The sequence below is a fragment of the Sporosarcina sp. A2 genome (assembly GCF_050858885.1).
In the GTDB taxonomy this organism is placed as follows: domain Bacteria; phylum Bacillota; class Bacilli; order Bacillales_A; family Planococcaceae; genus Sporosarcina.
The window spans coordinates 1,752,929-1,773,458 of the sequence record NZ_CP193898.1 but is presented as its reverse complement, the minus strand read 5'-3'; the positions used below and the strand labels follow the sequence as shown (position 1 = coordinate 1,773,458).

Below are 20,530 nucleotides of genomic sequence, written 5' to 3'. Positions count from 1 at the left end.
TTGTTTGTAAGTGAGATGTCGTGGTTCCTGAAGCGAAGCGCTCGATACTCCCACCAAACCGCTCCATTCCACGTCAGCCACGCTTCTTAGCAGCCAACCCCGCAGCCTTCTTCGCATTCGCAAAGTGCCACTTCGTCAGCGATTTCAAAAACGGCTCGCCCTTTGAAATCAAAATCGAAGCTGCGGTTTCATCTACCTTTTTCCCAGCACCTTTCGGAAGCGTACGCCCTGCAAGATCACTAAGGCGGTCCATCTCTTCCAAAAATGCCACCCGTGCAATAATCGAAGCGGCAGCAACCGCCACGTGCAACCCTTCTGCCTTCGTAGCAAACAGCACATTCTCCCGAACAATCTCAGTTTCATTCTTCAAGTGGTTGTAATACACACCGCGTTCTGCAAACTGGTCAATCAATATATAATCGGGATGCTCTTCTTCCATTTTGCGCAACACGTGGCGGATGGCTTGGTTGTGCATCATTGCCTTTATTTTCCCTTGAGACCAACCTTTTGCCTGAACTCGATTGTACTTCTCGTTTTTCAACGTGAGCACACTATACGTCAGCACCGATTTCAAATCGGGGGCAATCGAACGCATATAAGGATCCGTCAGTAACTTGGAATCTTTTACGCCAAGTTCAGAAACGAGAGCAATCTGATCGGCACGCACGTAACATGCACAAACGGTTACAGGACCGAAAAAGTCACCCGTACCCGTTTCATCAGAACCTATAACAGAAAGTGTCTCCAGTCGATCGGGAAGTGCTGCACCTTTTGCAACAACTTTTTTCGTTGAAGCACCTTCACTCGTACTTGTAGCGGAACCGGATTCCCACTTCTCAGCTTCCACTTCAGCACCCCCCCCTTGAAACAACACTTTCCCAGAGCGATATGCAGTGATCGATGTATTCGCTGTCTTTGCCGCAAACACAACTCCAGGTGCATTGCGTTTCACCACATCACTCTTATAATAAGATTTAAGTGCAGTTAATTTTTCATCCGATAAAATAAGTACTGTATTTGCCAATGTAATCATCCTTTCAAACCGTTCACTCTATTACCTGTTCATCAGTATACCTTGCCCAACGGAAAGCACAAAAATTGTTATGAGGCAATGCCTTTGTTCACAAAACTTCCTTTTTCATGGTATGATAAACTTCATAGTTTTCAGCAGGAGGTTATGACAGTGGAAGAAGAACAGAAAACACGCATCACCATTGATATCTATGGACAACCGTATACAATCATCGGAACTGATTCGTCGGCACACGTGCGGCAAGTTGCGACAATTGTTGACGAGCGGATGCGTGAGCTCAGCGTCCGAAATCCTTACTTGGATACGACGAAAGTTGCTGTGCTTACAGCTGTCAACAGTGTGCATGATTATTTAAAATTAGAAGCTGAAAAAGAATTTCTAGAAGAAGAATTGAAAAAACTGAAGGGTTGACGGCTACTCATGTTAGATATACTTATATTGTTTTTACTGGTCGGGGGACTGATTACAGGCTTCAGAAGAGGGCTGCTTGTACAAGTCTTACATATGACAGGATTTATCGTTTCGTTTATCGTCGCATATGCCTATTATAAACAGCTCGCTGAAAAGTTCGTGCTCTGGATTCCGTACCCAGGTGTCACTGCAGAGTCGAAATTGAGCTGGACATTCGGGGAACTGGATTTAGATCAGACGTTTTATCGGCTGCTCGCATTCATTCTCATTTTCTTTATCGTTAAATTCCTACTTCAGCTCGTCGTTTCGATGTTCGACTTCCTGAAACACTTGCCTGTACTAGGTTTCATTTCACGATTCTTTGGGGCAGCACTAGGATTTGTCGAGTTCTATATTATCATTTTATTACTCGTTGCAATTCTTGCCTTGTTACCGATAGAATTCATTCAAAATCTGTTGGATTCTTCAATTCTGTCAAAAACAATGTTTGAACATACACCGTTCATTTCAAATAGCGTAAAAGAATGGTGGTACGTGTATACCCAATAAGTCTGAGCAGCTTCCCCCTCGAGTGGCGGGAAGCTTTTGTTCAGTCAGGGAACAGAACAACGGGAGGTTTTATTGATGAATAAAAAATTGATCATTCAAACGTTGGAGAAAATCGCGCTCTACATGGAGCTTCTTGGAGAAAATCATTTCAAAGTAGGTGCGTTCCGTAAAGCAGCGAACGTTCTCGAAGTCGATCCGAGAAGCCTTGCTGAAATGGATGACATTTTAAGCTTAAAAGGTATCGGTAAAGGGACAGGCGCAGTCATCGAGGATCTAATGGAAAGAGGAGAATCGGACTTGTTGAAGGAATTGCAGGAAACGGTTCCTGCAGGCATGCTTCCGCTACTCGAAATTCCGGGACTTGGTGGCAAACGAATTGCCAAACTTCACGAAGAGCTCGGAATCGATTCAATTGAATCCCTAAAAGAAGCGTGTGAGAAAAACGAAGTGAGCAAGCTTTCTGGTTTCGGAAAAAAGACGGAAGAGAAGTTGCGTCATGAAATTCAGCAACTTTCTGAGCGGAAAACTTCTTTCCCACTTTGGCAGATGGTCAAATTAGTCGAACAAGTCGAACTGATTTTGGATGAAATCGAAGAAATTAGCAAATATTCCGTTGCGGGCAGCTACCGTAGAACGAAAGAGCAAAGCAGCGACATGGATTTCATACTCGTGACGGATACCCCAGCGGTCGTTCGAGAGCTGCTCTTGAAACAACTTCCATGCAAAGAAACCATTGCAGCAGGGGACGCAAAACTTTCCGTTACGCTCGAGTTAGAAGAACTAATCGACGTCGATTTTCGTTTCGTAACGGACGCCCAATATGCAACGGCGCTCCATCATTTCACAGGTTCAAAAGAGCATAACGTGAAACTACGTCAACTTGCAAAGTCTCGTGGTGAGAAGATTAGTGAATATGGCGTCGAGCAGGAAGACGGTACGGTTTTAACGTTCGAGTCTGAAGAAGACTTTTTCGGACACTTCGATTTGCCGTTCATCCCACCTAACTTACGTCAAGATGGTCGAGAACTCGATCGCGTCGAAGAGTTACCAGGATTGGTCTCACTCGGAGACATTCGTGGCGATTTCCACATGCACACGACCGCCTCTGACGGAGGATACTCCATCCGCGAAATGGTGGATGCTTGTCGCGCACGCGGGTATACACATATGGTCATCACCGATCACTCTCATTACTTGAAAGTTGCAAACGGGTTAACTCCTGAACGACTCCTTGCGCAACTAAAAGAAATCCGTGAAATCAATGCAGAGTATCCTGACATCGAACTCTTCAGCGGTACTGAAATGGATATTCTACCTGATGGTACGCTCGATTTCGACGATGAAGTACTTGCTCAACTCGACTTCGTCATTGCTTCGATCCACTCGAGCTTCAATCAGTCTCAAGAGCAGATTATGGAACGATTGCATTCTGCTATGAAAAATCCGCACGTAGATTTGATTGCCCATCCAACAGGTCGTCTTATCGGCAAAAGGGATGGGTATAACCCGGACGTTCCACAACTCATTGAATGGGCAGCTAAATATGGTAAAATTCTTGAATTGAATGCAAGTCCACATCGGTTAGATTTGGACAAGGAATACTTAGAGATGGCACAAAAAGCAGGTGTTAAGATTTCTATTAACACAGATGCTCATGCAACAGACCAACTGGAAATTATGGAAATAGGCGTAAAATACGCACAAAAGGCATATTTGAAGAAAGATACTGTCGTCAATACCTGGTCGCTCGATCGATTCAAACAGGAGATTGTCGATAAGTGAAAGGAAGGGATCCACATTGGATTCACGTGTATTAAGAACATTAGAGTTTGACAAAGTGCTGCAACAAGTCGCACAGCAATGTACATTCCCAGCAGGACGCTCCGAGATGGAGAAATTGATACCGAACACTGATTTTGAAACAGTCGAACGCTTATTGGAAGAAACCGATGAAGGTCTGGCAATCTTACGAGTCCGGGGCAACGTTCCAATGGGTGGGATCACGGATATTCGCCCACATGCAAGACGTGCACAAATAGGTGGCGTCCTTAGTGCACAAGAATTGATGGAAACGGCGTCAACCATCCGTGCAAGCCGTATTTTCCGACAGTTTATAGAAGCACTTGTTCAAGACGAAGAGATCGAAATTCCGAATTTTATTGCGATAAAAGAAGGGCTTCCGATCGTTACTGGGCTTGAACATGAAATCAATGCTGCAATTGATGACAACGGTCGCGTTATGGATAGTGCATCTAGTGCCTTGCGCTCCGTCAGACAAGGATTACGAATTCAAGAAAGCCGCGTACGTGAAAGATTGGAAAGCATTATTCGTGGGAAGAATGCAGCGAAAATGCTATCTGACAGCATCATCACGATACGGAATGAACGCTTTGTAATCCCGGTAAAGTCAGAGTACCGTAGTCATTATGGCGGTGTTATTCACGATTCGTCTTCATCAGGCCAAACTGTTTACATTGAGCCTGACGCTGTTGTTCAAGCAAATAACGAAATCCGTACGTTGAAGTCTCGGGAAAAAGAAGAAATTGATAAGATTTTGCGTGAACTATCAGCGAGTGTTCAAGAAAATGCGCATGATCTTTTCCTACTTGTCGACCAACTCGTAGCTGTTGACGTTATTTTAGCAAAAGCGAAATACGGGATTGCAAATAAATGCACGAAGCCTTCTGTGAATCAGGACGGTTATTTACGACTTGGAAAAGCACGACATCCGTTGTTGCCGATTGAAGAGGCGGTTGCAAATACAATCGAATTCGGTAAAGACATTACAACTATCGTTATTACTGGACCAAATACAGGTGGTAAGACCGTCACGCTAAAAACAGTCGGTCTATGTACATTAATGGCTCAAGCTGGTCTTCCTATACCCGTGTTAGACGGTTCAGAGATCGCTGTTTTTGGTTCTGTTTTTGCAGATATCGGAGACGAACAATCGATTGAGCAAAGTCTAAGTACGTTTTCTTCCCACATGGTCAACATCGTTGATATTTTGAAGAAGTTCGATCACAATTCATTGATCATCTTTGACGAGCTTGGCTCAGGAACCGATCCTCAAGAAGGAGCGGCACTTGCCATCTCTATTTTGGATGAAGTTCATGGAACAGGCGCGCGCGTCATGGCTACAACGCACTATCCAGAGTTAAAGGCGTATAGCTATAATCGAAAAGGTGTCGCGAATGCGAGCGTTGAGTTCAATGTCGATACATTAAGCCCAACATATCGCTTATTGATTGGCGTACCTGGACGCAGTAATGCGTTTGAAATCTCGAAACGTCTCGGGCTTGGTGATCACCTGATAAAGCGCGCTAAGACCTTTACAGGAACGGACCGCGGTGAAGTCGATTCTATGATCGCTTCGCTTGAGTCAAGTCGCGTTCAATCTGAAAAAGATGCAGAGCAGACGCATATGTTGCTACTGGAAACAGAATCGTTGAAAAAAGAGCTTGTCGAAAAGTTAGCTGATAACGAAGCGATGCAAACGCGTCTTACCGAGAAAGCAAAAGAGAAGGCCAAGAAAATAGTTGAAGAGGCGCGACTTGAATCGGAAGCAATCATTTCCGATTTACGTGCATTGCGTATGACTGCTGGCGCCTCCGTAAAAGAGCATGAGCTAATTGAAGCACGTAAACGTCTTGAAAACGCATCGCCGAAAGAATCGAAAAAGCAAACACCGAAAGCAAAAGCGGCAGCACGACCACTACAAGTGGGCGATGAAGTCAAAGTGCTCAGCTACGGGCAACGAGGAACGCTCATTGACAAAGTCTCCGATACAGAATGGGTCGTTCAAATCGGGATTTTAAAGATGAAACTAGAACAATCGGGTCTTGAATTTGTGAAGCCTGAAAAAGAGAAGAAAATGGTAGCCTCCACTGCAATACGAGGTCGTGACCAACAGGTGAAACTGGAGCTCGATCTTCGCGGAGAGCGTTATGAAGACGCAATTCGAAGAACAGAAAAGTATTTAGATGATGCGCTGCTATCCAACTATCACCAAGTGTCTATCATTCACGGTAAAGGTACGGGTGCGCTCCGCCAAGGCATTCAGACATACTTGAAAAAGCATTCCCGCGTAAAGAACTTCCGTTTCGGAGACGCAGGAGAAGGTGGAATTGGAGTAACTGTCGTAGAATTGAAATAATTTTATAGAAAAGTGAAACCGATCCGAGGCTCATACGTACTCGTTAAGATATCAACGTAAAGGGGTCGACGAGTTATGTCAAATACTGGATTTTGGAATCATCCTTTAGTAGAAACAGCTGGATATTTTAGCACCGTTGTCCTCTGTCTCATCGTTTCAATGGTCATTTTTGAGATCGTCACAAAATACCGGAACTGGGAAGAAATCAAAAAAGGGAACTTAGCTGTTGCCTTTGCAACAGGTGGTAAAATCTTTGGGGTCGCTAATATTTTCAGATATTCAATTGAACAGCACAACACACTTCCGCAAATGATCGGATGGGGATTGTATGGGTTCACGTTACTTATTTTCGCATATGTGTTGTTTGAGTTTTTAACACCAATGTTTAAAGTGGATGATGAAATTGAAAAAGATAACCGTTCAGTCGGTTTCATCTCGATGATGATATCAATTGGTCTATCCTTTGTAATCGGTGCAAGCATAGCATAAGAATCATTCAGTAGGAGACGATTCTGTAAATGGAAAAATTATCTAAAATATTACTCGCTTTGTGCGTGTTATTCATCGCCTTTGGTATTTGGTGGATGGTCAAACAAACCCCGTAACGGTTACGTTATGGGGTTTTTCATTTCCAAATTCAAATTAAATTGTAAACGCCTTCATTTTTCGCTATACTTAGTAAAGAAAGAATATTCTATGAATATACTAGTGAAAAGGAGGCTATTACTATGACGAATAAGCCGTGGCTTGCGCAATATCCGAAAGAAATTCCTGCGGAAATTACGTATGACCCAATTCCATTACAAGAGTTCTTAACACGCTCTGCGTCTAAATTTCCTAATAAGACCGCTATACACTTTTTAGGGAAGGACGTTACATTCGATCAATTCTACCAATCCGCACTCAAGTTTGCTAACTATTTACGAAAACTAGGAATTGAAAAAGGGGACCGAGTCGCAATCATGCTCCCGAACTGTCCGCAGAATGCAATTGCATACTATGGGATTTTATATGCAGGGGGAGTTGTTGTTCAAACAAATCCACTTTATAAGGAACGGGAAATTTCATATCTGTTATCAGACTCTGGTGCAAAGGCGATTATCACACTCGATTTACTGTTTCCAAGAGTATCCTCTGTACTGAAAGAAACTCAGGTAGAAAACATTATAGTGACGAGCATTAAAGACTACTTGCCGTTTCCGAAAAACATCCTGTATCCATTCGTGCAAAAGAAAGAAAATGGTATCGTTGTGAAAGTGGAACATCGAGGGATCCATCATATGTATACGGAAATTATGAAATCTTCTCAGCCTGATCAAATCCATTTGGAGTTCGACTTTGAAGAAGATATTGCACTGCTTCAATATACAGGTGGCACGACAGGACCTCCTAAAGGGGTTATGCTGACGCATAAAAACTTAATCGCCAATGCGGAAATGTGTAATGCATGGCTGTACAAATCTAAAGAGGGCGAAGAAGTTGCGATGGGCATTTTACCCTTCTTCCATGTTTATGGAATGACGACAGTCCTAATCTTCTCTGTTATGTGTGCGAACAAAATGGTGCTCATCCCGAAGTTTGACTTCAAAACTGCATTGAAAGAAATTGATAAGCAGAAACCAACACTGTTCCCTGGTGCGCCGACAATCTATATCGGATTGCTAAACCACCCAGACGTTGCAAAGTACGATTTGTCTTCCATCAAGGCATGCTTAAGTGGCTCCGCCGCACTTCCAGTCGAAGTTCAAGAGAAGTTCGAGAAAGTGACAGGTGGGAAGCTTGTAGAAGGATATGGATTAACGGAAACATCCCCAGTTGCCATCGCGAACTTCGTATGGGAAGGTCAACGTAAACGTGGATCAATCGGTGTTCCATGGCCGAATACGGATGTTGCCATTTTACCACCTGACTCAGTCATTTTGATGAAGCCTGGTGAAGTCGGAGAGATTGCCATCAAAGGCCCTCAAGTGATGAAAGGGTACTGGAACCGTCCTGAAGAAACTCAACAGACATTCCGTGAAGGCTGGTTCTTAACAGGAGACCTCGGGTATATGGATGAAGACGGATTCTTCTACGTCGTTGACCGCAAAAAAGATATGATTATCGCAAGTGGATTTAATATTTCGCCACGAGAGATCGAAGAAGTTTTGTATGAAAACGAAGCAATCCAAGAATGTGTTGTTGCAGGGGTTCCAGATCAGTATCGCGGAGAAACCGTGAAAGCTTATATTGTCTTAAAAGAAGGACATTCACTCTCCGACGAAGAATTAGATACGTATTGCCGAGCAAATATGGCGTCATTTAAAGTTCCGAGAATCTATGAATTCAGAGATGAACTTCCAAAAACGGCAGTTGGCAAAATCTTGCGTAGAGCCTTAGTGGATGAAGAGAAAAAGAAAGTACAACAGAAACTCACATCCTAACTAAAAAGCTTGACTAATAACTGAATAGCAATTACTATGAAAATATGAATGAACCATCATTCATATTTTCTTTTTATGGTGGTGAGACAAACTGAAGCGAGACAAACCGAAATATAAAAAAATAGTGGATGCAGCTGTATCCATCATTGCACAAAATGGATACCACCAAGCGCAGGTCTCGAAAATTGCAAAAGAAGCAGGCGTTGCAGATGGAACGATTTACTTGTACTTCAAAAACAAAGAAGACATCTTAATCTCGGTATTCCAAGAAAAGATGGCTGCTTTTGCAGACTACGTAAAAGAAATCCTTGAGTTGGATTTATCCGCTTCCGACAAACTGTACAAAATGATCGAAAACCATTTCAAAGTGCTATATGGTGATCGTAACCTAGCGATTGTGACACAACTGGAATTACGACAATCCAGCAAAGAACTCCGGTTCCGCATTAACGAAGTACTAAAAGAATACTTAATGTTACTAGATGCATTGCTACGAGAAGGAATCGAAAATGGAGAATTTTCTCCCGATCTCGACATCCGACTTGCTAGACAAATGGTTTTCGGCACCATCGACGAAACTACAACATCATGGGTCATGAACGACCAAAAATACGACCTACTCGAACTAGCACCCAAAGTCCATAAATTACTACTCTCTGGAATGAAAGGGTAGGAACATTTATAAGTTGGATTAAACAATTTATATCGCTATTGTGTTTTCCGCTCCAGGCGGACGCTTTCCGAGGGGCTCGATTTCAGCCTCCTCGTGCGGGGTCTTCAATCTTCGCTGCTCCCTGCGAAGTCGCCGCCTTGCGCTCCAAACACATTTCATGTAGCAAGGAGATTCTAACTCCAGCGTATATTTTTAAACTAAATTGTCGCAACAAAGTGGAAAGTCTTTATTTTTAAGAAACTAGTATGCTATCATTGAAGGCGCTTCCATTTTACAAATCATCATAGCAAACCGTACTGAAAAAGGATGGGATGACATGGATTTTTTGAAAGTCTCAATTGACCAAGGGGTCGCAGTTGCAACAATTAATCGCCCCCCCGCAAACGCACTCTCAAGAGCACTCATTCTAGAGGTCGGTGACTTACTAGAACAACTGAGAGACATCGAAGAAGTACGCGTCATCGTTTTACACGGAGAGGGCAAATTCTTCTCAGCAGGCGCTGACATTAAAGAATTCACTTCCGTAACATCGGGGTCCGAATTCTCGAAACTCTCCAGTGACGGCCAACGCATCTTCGATCAGGTGGAAACCTACCCGAAACCAGTAATTGCAGCCATTCACGGTGCGGCACTGGGTGGTGGACTCGAACTCGCAATGTCGTGTCACATGCGTTTCGTAACAGAAAACGCAAAACTCGGTCTACCAGAGTTACAGCTGGGCCTAATTCCTGGTTTCGCTGGAACACAGAGACTTCCAGGATATGTAGGGAAAGCGAAAGCAGCTGAAATGTTGCTAACAAGCGATCCGATTACAGGCCTTGAAGCTGTGAAATGGGGACTTGCGAACCGCGTCTTTGCTGAAGACGTGTTGCTATCTGAAACACTAGCAATCGCACACAAAATTGCAAAGAAAAGCCCGGTAGCCATGAAAGCTGCACTCGCAATGCTTCAGTATACAAAAGACGATTCCTATCATAAGGGCGTCGAAGCAGAAGCAAATTCGTTTGGCGAAGTATTCGTATCAGAAGATGCCAAAGAAGGCATTCAAGCATTTATAGAAAAACGTGAACCTAAATTTAATGGACGATAATACGTCAAGGAGGTCTGCAGTATGAACATTTATGCTTTAGTTAAACGTACTTTTGACACAGAGGAAAAGATCGTAGTTAAGAACGGTGCGATTCAAGAAGACGGCGCTGAGTTCATCATCAATCCGTACGATGAGTACGCAGTAGAAGAAGCAATTCAAGTCCGCGACGAGCACGGTGGCGAAGTCACTGTCCTTTCACTCGGTGGAGAAGACGCTGAAAAGCAACTTCGTACAGCACTAGCAATGGGCGCTGACAAAGCGGTATTGATCAACACAGAAGATGATCTGGATGAGATGGATGAATTCTCAGCAGCTAAAATCATCTCTGAATACTTAAAAGACAAAGATGCTGATTTGATCATCGCAGGGAACGTTGCGATTGACGGTGGATCTGGACAAGTCGGACCACGTGTCGCAGAACTTCTCGGCATCAACTACGTAACGACAATTACTGATTTGAAAATCGATGGTACATCAGTTACTCTCGTCCGTGACGTTGAAGGGGATTCTGAAACAATCGAAACGTCGTTACCACTTCTTGTAACGGCTCAACAAGGTTTGAACGAGCCGCGCTATCCTTCACTACCAGGAATCATGAAGGCGAAGAAAAAGCCTCTAGAGGAATTGGAATTGGATGATCTTGACCTTGACGAAGATGATGTTGAAGCGAAAACAAAGACTGTTGAAATCTTCATGCCACCTGAAAAGGCTGCAGGACGTATACTTGAAGGCGATATCTCAGATCAGGTATCTGAACTTGTGAACCTATTGAATAAAGAAGCGAAAGTTATATAATCTCGGCTACTTAAACCGTTCTAGGAGGGACTCTACATGTCTAAAAATGTATTAGTACTTGGCGAAGCTCGTGAAGGCGAACTGCGCAACGTCTCATTTGAAACGATTGCTGCAGCGAAAACAATTTCAGGAGGCGGAACAGTAACTGCTGTTCTCCTTGGAAATTCTGTTGAAAATCTAGCACAAGAGATGATTCAATTCGGTGCAGATCGCGTTGTAACAGTTGAACATCCACACCTGAAGCAATATACCTCAGATGGCTATAGCCAAGCATTCATGGCTGTTTATGAGCAAGAGAAACCGGATGCAATTGTACTCGGTCATACGGCGATGGGGAAAGACCTTTCTCCTAAACTTGCAAGTAAACTTAGCTCAGGCCTAATTTCAGATGTTACAAAAATTGAAGGAGAAGGCGACTCAGCTGAGTTCATCCGCCCAATCTATTCAGGTAAAGCATTTGAAAAAGTACAAAGCAAGAGCGGTTTGTTATTCATCACAATCCGTCCTAACAACATCGAGCCACTTGCAAAAGACGAAGGTCGTACAGGTGACGTCTCTTCAATGACAGTGGATATTACAAACCTTCGTTCAGTAATTGCGAATGTTGTTCGTAAATCGACTGAAGGCGTAGACTTGTCTGAAGCAAAAGTTATTATTGCTGGCGGTCGTGGCGTGAAGAGTGAAGATGGCTTCAAGCCACTAGAAGAACTAGCAAGTCTCCTTGGAGGCGCTGTTGGTGCTTCACGTGGAGCATGTGACGCAGATTACTGTGACTACTCATTGCAAATTGGTCAAACAGGTAAAGTTGTAACACCTGATTTGTATATTGCAGTTGGAATCTCAGGCGCAATTCAGCACATGGCTGGAATGTCGAACTCTAAAGTCATCGTAGCGATCAACAAAGATCCAGAAGCGAACATTTTCAAAGTAGCTGACTACGGTATCGTAGGAGATCTATTTGAGGTGTTACCAATGATGATTGAAGAAGTTAAAAAACTTAAAAGTTCAGCAATTGTTTAAGTAGCTAATCCAAGAAGAAAAGATTCGGAAAGCATGGGTGAGATAATCACCTATGCTTTCTGTTTTTGATAGTAAAAGCGCTTTGAATCGGGAGTAAGCAGATATTTCGCCTGTTGTAAGAGCACATGATATAATGATTTCATAGTTGTTACCTATAAAGGAGGACTTACCCAATGGCTATTTTAAATGTTACAGATGCGGATTTCGCAGAAAAAACAAGTGAAGGTGTTGTACTTGTTGATTTTTGGGCACCTTGGTGTGGACCTTGTAAGATGATTGCTCCAGTTCTTGAAGAGTTGGATGGCGAAATCGAAGGAAAAGCAACAATCGTCAAAGTAAACGTCGACGATAACCAAGAAACAGCAAGCAAGTTCGGTATTATGTCAATCCCGACACTACTCGTTATGAAGAATGGCGAGACTGTTGATAAAGTAGTTGGCTTCCGTCCGAAAGAAGAGCTCGCTAAATTAGTCGAGCAACACGCATAAGTTTTCTATCTCAAACCGGGTCTCTTTACTTAGAGGGGCCCGGTTTTTTAGTAGGTGATAATAAATGAATGAACTCATCCAAAATAAGCTCGCCATCCTTCCGGACATGCCGGGCTGCTATATGATGAAAGACCGACAAGGGACTGTTATCTATGTCGGGAAAGCTAAAGTGCTGAAAAACCGCGTACGTAGTTATTTCACAGGTTCGCACGATGCAAAGACGCAACGACTCGTCACAGAGATCGAAGACTTTGAGACGATTATTACGTCATCTGATATTGAAGCATTAATTCTCGAATTGAATCTAATCAAGCAGTATGATCCTAAATACAACATCATGCTGAAGGATGATAAAACCTATCCTTATTTGAAGCTCACTGCTGAACGACACCCAAAACTCATTGTCACGCGTATTGTGAAAAAGGATAAAGGCCGCTATTTCGGACCGTATCCAAACGTTACAGCAGCAACAGAGACGAAAAAATTATTGGATCGCCTCTATCCTTATCGCAAGTGCCATACGTTGCCGGATCGCGTTTGTTTGTATTATCACCTCGGTCAATGTTTAGCACCGTGTGTGTTTGATGTTTCAAAAGAAACGTATAAGGAAATGACCGATGACATCGCTCGATTTTTAAATGGCGGATATAAGTCTATGAAGAAAGAGCTCACTCAAAAGATGACGGACGCTGCAGAGAACCTTGAGTTCGAACGGGCAACTGAGTACAGAGACCAAATCTCGAATATTGAAACAGTCATGGAAAAACAGACGATGACGATGCATGATTTCAAAGATCGAGACATTTTTGGGTATGCTGTAGAAAAAGGGTGGATGTGTGTTCAAGTGTTCTTCGTTCGCCAAGGGAAACTGATTGAGCGAGATGTTTCGCTATTTCCGGTGTACCGGGATCCAGAAGAGGAATTACTAACGTTCATCGGACAGTTTTACAGTAAACTTTCACACATTAAACCGAGTGAAGTGTTGCTACCTCCAGGTATTGAACAGGGAATTGTTGAACAATTGCTAGATATCCATGTCTATATTCCGCAACGAGGTAAGAAAAAAGATCTGGTTCAACTGGCCAATAAAAACGCAATGATTTCATTGAGACAGAAATTCCAATTGATTGATCGACAGGAAGAACGCACAATCGGAGCTTGTGAAGAACTTAGTGAAGCGATGAATATCTCAATTCCACTGCGCATCGAAGCGTTCGATAACTCGCACACTCATGGAGTTGAGCCTGTATCTGCGATGGTGTCGTTTGTCGATGGTAAACCGAATCGTAAAGATTACAGGAAGTACAAGACGAAAACAGCAGCAGCTCATGATGATTATGGCGCAATGCGTGAAGTCATTCGACGCAGGTATACGCGCGTATTGAAAGACAATTTGCCACTTCCTGATTTGATCGTTATTGACGGTGGTAAAGGGCAAATGGGGATTGCGCGCGAAGTCGTTGAAGACGAACTCGGGTTATCGATTCCAATTGCGGGTCTTGCAAAAGACGATAAGCACCAAACTGCGCAATTGTTATATGGCTATCCGCCTGAACTAATTTCGCTTAAGCGTTCAAGTGAAGCCTTCTATCTATTGCAACGAATCCAAGATGAAGTCCACCGGTTCGCAATTACGTTCCATAGACAACGTCGGGATACAGGTTCTCTCGTATCGTCACTCGATGGATTGCCAGGAGTCGGACCGAAGCGTAAGCAGAAGTTGCTGAAACACTTTGGATCTGTAAAGAAGATAAAAGTGGCAACCAAAGATCAGCTCATTGAAGCAGGCCTTCCTCAAACTATCGCTGAATCCGTAGTCTCGTATTTCGAAGAACAGAACAAGCCAGCTAAACCAGCGGAAGAGTAAAACAACCTTGTCCATTCATTGGACAAGGTTGTTCTATTTATAGCAGATAGTCAAAGAGATAACGTTGGTACTAGCGAGGGGCGCGCTCATAAATCGCACAATCCGCTCATAAACCAGGGAATCTGATCATAAACAGAGAAAACCGCTCATATATCACGATATGTGATCATAAACCCAGCAAACCGCTCATAAATAAGAGAAAAGTGATCATAACCCCGCGCAGATCCTCAGTCGCACCGTAAATCCTGGTTCATCCAACGCAACTCTCATAAAAAAGGGCACTTTACCAATCAAGACTTACATTTAATTTGTGTGCTTCGCTGTGCGAAGCAATTCAACAACAAAAAATGGAGGAGCAGCAATCGCTGATCCTCCAATCTAATTATTTCTTATCAATTACAAAGGTTTCGTCCCAACGGACTTGCAAAACGATTTGGCCAGTCTTCTCATCACGGGAACCGTAACACTCTGACAAGCATCCGTTTGCTAGTTGGAATTGTTCCGCTAAGAAACCAGACTCCAAATGATACGAATCTTTTGTAGCTGGAGAAGTGATTCGATTGGAAAGGTGGTAATCGGCTTGTTCTCTACCTGAAGAAACAAGCGTCAACACACCCCAACCGGCTTCTTTGAAAAATTCGGGGGCTTCATCTATAGAAAACATAGGGAATTTACGGGCAATTTCTTTACCGGCCCAATATAGAATGTCATCTTCATGTTTTCCAAGAATGCCAGGAAGTACATGGTCTCTAAGTAGTTCGTAGCCGAATCGAGTCGGCTCTCCAGTTGATTCATGTGCCACAATGCGCGCATCCCTTCCGATATTATCAATTTATCTCTGTATGGGACGTCACTATTTTTGCATCTGAAAGGAGATTCATACAAGCAAGTCACCTTGACCTTCCCAATACGGAGGAGTACAATGTACATGTTATTATATTGTAACATGAAGAGACGGACCGTCAATGATTCGCAAGAAGGTTAGCGAGCATAAATTCACGTCCGGCTCATAAATAAGGGAGGGTAAATCACTTGGTGAGAGAATCAGATTTTTACTTGCGGCGCCTGCATTCATTGCTTGGAATTATTCCAATAGGGTTGTTTGTGACGCAACACTTAATTATCAACTATTTTGCAACAAGAGGTGCTGAATCATTTAACACAGCGGCGCACTTTATTGAAAACCTGCCGTTCATTTATTTCCTCGAATGGTTCGTCATCTACATACCGCTTATGTTCCACGCGTTTTACGGAGTCTATCTTGCATTTACTTCTAAAAACAACGTGCAACGTTATGGCACATTCCGCAACTGGATGTTTATGTTACAGCGCATCACAGGTGTATTCCTGGTCATCTTTATTGCGTGGCATATTTACGAAACACGCATCCAGAAATTATTTGGAGCTGAAGTAAACTTTGACATGATGGCAGATATTTTCCAAAGTCCATTCATGATCGTGTTCTATGCACTTGGTATTCTAGCAGCTACGTTCCACTTGTCGAACGGTATTTGGTCATTCCTAGTTACTTGGGGATTGGCACAATCACCACGTTCACAAAAGATTGTTTCAATTGTGACGATCGGAATTTTCGTGATTTTATCTGTAATCGGAATGCGCGCACTATTTGCATTCGCTTAAGAAATACTACGTTATTATGTAAACTTTGAGGAGTGAAACAATAATGTCAAAAGGTAGAGTGATAGTCGTCGGTGGCGGTCTTGCCGGCCTAATGGCGACCATCAAGGCATCAGAAGAAGGCGTCGGAGTAGACTTGTTTTCCCTCGTTCCTGTAAAACGTTCACACTCTGTTTGTGCTCAAGGCGGTATTAATGGCGCCGTGAACACAAAGGGTGAAGGCGATTCCCCTATGATCCACTTTGATGATACGATTTACGGAGGCGACTTCCTAGCGAATCAGCCACCTGTAAAAGCAATGGCTGAAGCAGCACCAGGAATTATCCACTTGCTTGACCGTATGGGTGTTATGTTCAACCGTACGCCAGAAGGTCTATTGGACTTCCGTCGTTTTGGTGGAACAATGCACCACCGTACCGCTTATGCAGGTGCGACAACTGGACAACAGCTTCTATATGCATTGGACGAGCAAGTCCGTGCTCAAGAAGTTGCAGGTTTAGTTCAGAAATTCGAACACTGGGAATTCCTCGGCATCATCATGGATGACGAAGGAGTTTGTCGTGGTATTAAAGCACAGAACCTTAAAACAATGGAAATCAAAGCATTCCCTGGTGACGCGGTCATTATGGCTACAGGCGGACCTGGAATCATCTTTGGTAAGTCAACGAACTCTGTTATCAACACAGGTTCAGCAGCTTCCATCGTTTATCAACAAGGGGCTAAATATGCAAACGGAGAATTCATCCAGATTCACCCAACCGCAATTCCAGGAGACGACAAACTTCGTCTCATGAGTGAATCTGCACGTGGTGAAGGTGGTCGAATTTGGACATATAAAGACGGTAAGCCTTGGTACTTCCTAGAGGAGAAATATCCGGCATACGGAAACCTCGTACCACGTGACGTTGCGACGCGTGAAATCTTTGACGTGTGTGTAAACCAACGCCTTGGTATCAATGGAGAGAACATGGTATACCTCGATTTGTCTCACAAAGATCCACACGAGCTTGATATTAAGCTTGGCGGAATCATTGAGATCTACGAGAAATTTACTGGGGATGACCCACGTAAGGTTCCGATGAAAATCTTCCCTGCGGTTCACTATTCAATGGGTGGACTTTGGGTCGACTACGATCAGCACACATCTATCCCAGGCTTATTTGCTGCGGGTGAATGTGATTACTCACAACACGGTGGTAACCGTCTAGGTGCCAACTCATTGCTATCTGCTATTTATGGCGGAATGCTTGCTGGACCAGAAGCCGTTAAGTACATGAAGGGTCTGGAGCACTCTGCAGACGATATGCCTTCTAAAATCTTCGACGACGCTGTGAAAGAAGAGCAAGTGAAGTGGGATGCAATCCTCAACATGAAGGGAACTGAGAACGCGTATGTAATTCACCGCGAACTTGGGGAACTGATGACTGATAACGTAACGGTTGTTCGTTACAACGATCGTTTGGAAGCTACGGACAAAAAGATTCAAGAATTGCTTGAGCGTTGGGAAAACATCAACATGACGGATACACAACAATGGTCAAACCAAGGTGCGACTTTCACGCGTCAGTTGAAGAACATGTTATACTTGGCTCGTGTTATCACTCTTGGAGCACTGAACCGTAACGAAAGCCGTGGGGCTCACTACAAGCCTGATTTCCCAGAACGTGATGACGAGAACTTCTTGAAGACTACGATTGCGACGTTTGATGGTGAATCTGCACCAATCTTAACGTATGAAGAAGTGGATACTTCACTGATTCCACCTCGTAAACGTGACTATTCTTCATCTAAATAAACTAGACGCGACTCGAGTAAGACGATAATTTCGCATCGAAAGGAGACTGACGGAAATGAGTGAACACCAAACAGCTGTTCAAGAACAGGCAGCTCCCGCTAAAACCGTATTATTCGAAATCCAACGGCAAGATACACCAGAATCTGCGCCGTATATGGAGTCTTTCGAAGTCCCATATAAAGCTAACATGAACGTCATTTCTGCACTTATGGAAATCCGACGAAACCCAGTGAATGCTAAAGGTGAGAAGACGACGCCTATCAACTGGGACATGAACTGTCTTGAAGAAGTTTGTGGTGCTTGTTCAATGGTCATCAACGGACGTCCACGCCAGTCGTGTACAGCCTTGGTTGATCAGTTAACACAGCCAATCAAGCTTGAGCCTATGCGTACATTCCCGGTTGTTCGTGACTTGGTTGTCGATCGTGAGGGCATGTTCGATTCTCTTAAGAAAATCAAAGCGTGGATTCCGATTGATGGTACGTACGATCTTGGAGAAGGTCCACGTATGCCTGAGCGTAAGCGTCAGTGGGCATACGAACTTTCTAAGTGTATGACGTGTGGTGTATGTCTAGAGGCATGCCCGAATGTGAACGACCAAACAAATTTCATGGGGCCTTTTGCGCTCTCACAAGTCCGTTTGTTCAATACACATCCAACGGGTGCACAGAACAAGGACGAGCGATTGGCAGCATTGATGACTGATGGAGGAATTGCGGAGTGCGGGAACTCACAGAACTGTGTAGTGGCTTGTCCAAAGGGTATTCCTTTGACGACTTCTATTGCAGCTATGAACCGTGCAACGACTGTTCAGATGTTTAAGAACTTCTTCGGAAGTGACCATATGGTAGACTGATGTCTACTTGAAGAGAGTCCTTAGGGTCAGCAAGAGCTGATTCTAGGGGCTTTTTTGTTGGTATCAAATCTTGGTCGGTGTTGATTTACATTTCATACAGACACTGGCCTACAGGATGTAGGTCATGCAACCGTTGCGGCAGGACGCCGCGAACTTAGGTTGTTTCCATAAAGATCCCTCTGGAGTCGCCACTACCGCTGTAATCAACGGATTTCTTGTTAAATGGCATAAGCACTCAACGTAACAGACCAAAGGTTCAGACAAACTCAGCAGACTACGCTTTTGCTTAAGAAAGAAGTAAAACCCAAAGTCCAATTAAGAAAAATCTAGTGGATGGAATGACTACTTATTGTCTAAGTTGTTTGATATAATGAAAGAATGAATGGTGATTCACTTATGAGACTGGGGGAGAATAGATTGAAGCAAAGTTATATCGGGAATTTTGAGGAGTGGGAAAAGGGGTTCCGGTTTTCGGTGCCGATTCGGGTTCGTTTTTCGGAGACGGATATGTTTGGACACTTGAATAATACGGTGACATTTTCATATTTTGAGCAGGCGCGTATTGATTATTTGAAGAAATTAGGCTTGATGAATGATTGGTTGGATCCGAAAGGGGAACGAATTCCGGTTGTTGCGGATCTGCAGTGTGATTACAGTAAGCAAGTGTTCTTTGATGAGACGGTAGATGTCTATGTGAAGGCAAACTCAATTGGCAAGAGTTCGGTGGATATTCATTACATGGCGAAGAATGCAAACGGTGAAGTCGTTTTCACGGGACGTGGTGCGATGGTTCAGATTTCTAAGGAAACAGGCTCAGGGGTTGCTTGGACAGAGGAGGAGAAAGATCTGTTCTACGCGCGCACTAGGAATTGAGCCGGCACAGCCTCTCCCTGTTTGGAATACTGTAAAGGGAAACCGAATAGGAGGGGCGCGTCTTGATGGAGGAGTTAAGCAACCGGTCTGTTCTCACTGGTAGAGAACGTGAAATTTTTACATTGCTCATCGCTGATCATACAACGAAAGAAATTGCTGCGAAACTAGGCATTAGTGAAAAAACAGTTCGCAATCACATTTCGAATACAATTCAAAAACTAGGTGTTTCAGGTCGAGCGCAAGCAATGATTGAATTGCTTCGACTGGGCGAATTGAGTTTGAATTAACGTATGTCTCCTTAGAAGGTTGCAGATTCTCCTGCAGCCTTTTTTTCTTTGAAAATGTTTGGTAGTGATGTCACTATTTCGGGTGTGATACACTAAAGACAGTTAACTGTCTTTACGAACTGTGTATACAATGAAAAGGGAGGCAACACTAATGAAAACGATTACAAAGAAACGTTTAAAAGCATATGTCATTGATTTAGCAATATCCACTGCTGTTGCTGGTGTAACGGAATACTTTTTGCGCAAAAAGGTGAAGAATGATGCAGTGCATGCACTTATTACGCCGAGTGTCGTTATGTGTTCTCTTGAATGCGCACAGCTCTTAAGAAATGGTCAGACGATGGGGTATAGAAAAATGGGATTAGTGCTTGAGAATAGAAACGGTACGAATCTGGACGCCTATCAAGTAATGAAGCGAATGGTTTACCGGGATACGTTCAATGCATTTAGTTTCATAAGAAATCGCTCAGAGTTTGAAATGGATGAAGGCGAACGGTTACCTCATGACCGTTATGTAGGGACAGTTGTGAAAGAACTATAAGTGGTAGAAGCTTGTTGAACGACAAAGCTATTGCA

The 20,530-nt window shown here is 43.5% G+C and carries 20 protein-coding genes; 18 read left to right on the top strand and 2 right to left on the bottom strand.

All coding sequences use genetic code 11. The features are described from left to right. Positions 1-73: 73 nt before the first annotated feature. Positions 74-1,024 (bottom strand): ribonuclease HIII, encoded by a 951-nt coding sequence (gene rnhC / locus ACRPI0_RS08845; protein WP_432352130.1) that lies wholly within the window; start codon positions 1,022-1,024, stop codon positions 74-76. 159 nt (positions 1,025-1,183) lie between these two features. Between rnhC and zapA the strand changes: the two genes are divergently transcribed. From zapA to uvrC, 12 genes are all read left to right on the top strand, one after another. After that, positions 1,184-1,444: a cell division protein ZapA gene (gene zapA, locus ACRPI0_RS08840; protein ID WP_432352128.1), complete on the top strand. Its 261-nt coding sequence runs from the start codon at positions 1,184-1,186 to the stop codon at positions 1,442-1,444. A 9-nt stretch (positions 1,445-1,453) separates the two neighbouring features. Continuing rightward, positions 1,454-1,993, top strand: a complete 540-nt coding sequence (locus ACRPI0_RS08835; protein ID WP_432352126.1) for a CvpA family protein — start codon at positions 1,454-1,456, stop codon at positions 1,991-1,993. Between the two features lie 75 nt (positions 1,994-2,068). After that, entirely contained in the window at positions 2,069-3,775 is a 1,707-nt protein-coding gene (polX, locus tag ACRPI0_RS08830) for a DNA polymerase/3'-5' exonuclease PolX (RefSeq protein ID WP_432352124.1), read from the top strand. 16 nt (positions 3,776-3,791) lie between these two features. Beyond that, positions 3,792-6,149 carry an endonuclease MutS2 gene (locus tag ACRPI0_RS08825; RefSeq protein ID WP_432352122.1) on the top strand — a complete coding sequence of 786 codons (2,358 nt, stop codon included), beginning with the start codon at positions 3,792-3,794 and terminating at the stop codon, positions 6,147-6,149. 75 nt (positions 6,150-6,224) lie between these two features. Next, positions 6,225-6,638, top strand: coding sequence for a DUF350 domain-containing protein (locus ACRPI0_RS08820; RefSeq protein WP_432352120.1), 414 nt, complete (start codon positions 6,225-6,227; stop codon positions 6,636-6,638). Positions 6,639-6,877: 239 nt separating this feature from the next. Then, positions 6,878-8,572: a long-chain-fatty-acid--CoA ligase gene (locus ACRPI0_RS08815; RefSeq protein WP_432352118.1), complete on the top strand. Its 1,695-nt coding sequence runs from the start codon at positions 6,878-6,880 to the stop codon at positions 8,570-8,572. Between the two features lie 91 nt (positions 8,573-8,663). Next, entirely contained in the window at positions 8,664-9,245 is a 582-nt protein-coding gene (locus ACRPI0_RS08810; RefSeq protein WP_432355913.1) for a TetR/AcrR family transcriptional regulator, read from the top strand. 316 nt (positions 9,246-9,561) lie between these two features. Then, on the top strand, positions 9,562-10,335 hold the full coding sequence (locus ACRPI0_RS08805; protein ID WP_432352116.1) for an enoyl-CoA hydratase: 774 nt from the start codon (positions 9,562-9,564) through the stop codon (positions 10,333-10,335). 21 nt (positions 10,336-10,356) lie between these two features. Further along, the gene (locus tag ACRPI0_RS08800; protein ID WP_432352114.1) at positions 10,357-11,130 is read left to right on the top strand and encodes an electron transfer flavoprotein subunit beta/FixA family protein; all 774 of its coding nucleotides are present in this window, start codon (positions 10,357-10,359) and stop codon (positions 11,128-11,130) included. 36 nt (positions 11,131-11,166) lie between these two features. After that, positions 11,167-12,150 (top strand): electron transfer flavoprotein subunit alpha/FixB family protein, encoded by a 984-nt coding sequence (locus ACRPI0_RS08795; RefSeq protein WP_432352112.1) that lies wholly within the window; start codon positions 11,167-11,169, stop codon positions 12,148-12,150. A 173-nt stretch (positions 12,151-12,323) separates the two neighbouring features. Continuing rightward, on the top strand, positions 12,324-12,638 hold the full coding sequence (gene trxA / locus ACRPI0_RS08790) for a thioredoxin (protein WP_432352110.1): 315 nt from the start codon (positions 12,324-12,326) through the stop codon (positions 12,636-12,638). 64 nt (positions 12,639-12,702) lie between these two features. After that, positions 12,703-14,505 carry an excinuclease ABC subunit UvrC gene (uvrC, locus tag ACRPI0_RS08785; protein ID WP_432352108.1) on the top strand — a complete coding sequence of 601 codons (1,803 nt, stop codon included), beginning with the start codon at positions 12,703-12,705 and terminating at the stop codon, positions 14,503-14,505. Positions 14,506-14,887: 382 nt separating this feature from the next. On the opposite strand, the gene ACRPI0_RS08780 is transcribed toward uvrC, so the two are convergent. Next, positions 14,888-15,307 carry a YslB family protein gene (locus ACRPI0_RS08780; RefSeq protein ID WP_432352106.1) on the bottom strand — a complete coding sequence of 140 codons (420 nt, stop codon included), beginning with the start codon at positions 15,305-15,307 and terminating at the stop codon, positions 14,888-14,890. 230 nt (positions 15,308-15,537) lie between these two features. Between ACRPI0_RS08780 and ACRPI0_RS08775 the strand changes: the two genes are divergently transcribed. The 6 genes from ACRPI0_RS08775 to ACRPI0_RS08750 all read left to right on the top strand — a co-directional run bounded on the left by ACRPI0_RS08775 (position 15,538) and on the right by ACRPI0_RS08750 (position 20,495). After that, positions 15,538-16,146, top strand: a complete 609-nt coding sequence (locus tag ACRPI0_RS08775; protein WP_432352104.1) for a succinate dehydrogenase cytochrome b558 subunit — start codon at positions 15,538-15,540, stop codon at positions 16,144-16,146. A gap of 43 nt (positions 16,147-16,189) precedes the next feature. Further along, positions 16,190-17,938, top strand: coding sequence for a succinate dehydrogenase flavoprotein subunit (gene sdhA / locus ACRPI0_RS08770; protein ID WP_432352102.1), 1,749 nt, complete (start codon positions 16,190-16,192; stop codon positions 17,936-17,938). Between the two features lie 55 nt (positions 17,939-17,993). Continuing rightward, positions 17,994-18,794 (top strand): succinate dehydrogenase iron-sulfur subunit, encoded by an 801-nt coding sequence (gene sdhB / locus ACRPI0_RS08765; protein ID WP_432352100.1) that lies wholly within the window; start codon positions 17,994-17,996, stop codon positions 18,792-18,794. A gap of 417 nt (positions 18,795-19,211) precedes the next feature. Continuing rightward, positions 19,212-19,667 carry an acyl-CoA thioesterase gene (locus ACRPI0_RS08760; protein ID WP_432352098.1) on the top strand — a complete coding sequence of 152 codons (456 nt, stop codon included), beginning with the start codon at positions 19,212-19,214 and terminating at the stop codon, positions 19,665-19,667. 65 nt (positions 19,668-19,732) lie between these two features. Further along, positions 19,733-19,954 (top strand): helix-turn-helix domain-containing protein, encoded by a 222-nt coding sequence (locus ACRPI0_RS08755; protein ID WP_432355912.1) that lies wholly within the window; start codon positions 19,733-19,735, stop codon positions 19,952-19,954. 151 nt (positions 19,955-20,105) lie between these two features. Beyond that, positions 20,106-20,495 (top strand): RDD family protein, encoded by a 390-nt coding sequence (locus tag ACRPI0_RS08750; RefSeq protein WP_432352096.1) that lies wholly within the window; start codon positions 20,106-20,108, stop codon positions 20,493-20,495. Positions 20,496-20,530 lie beyond the last annotated feature (35 nt).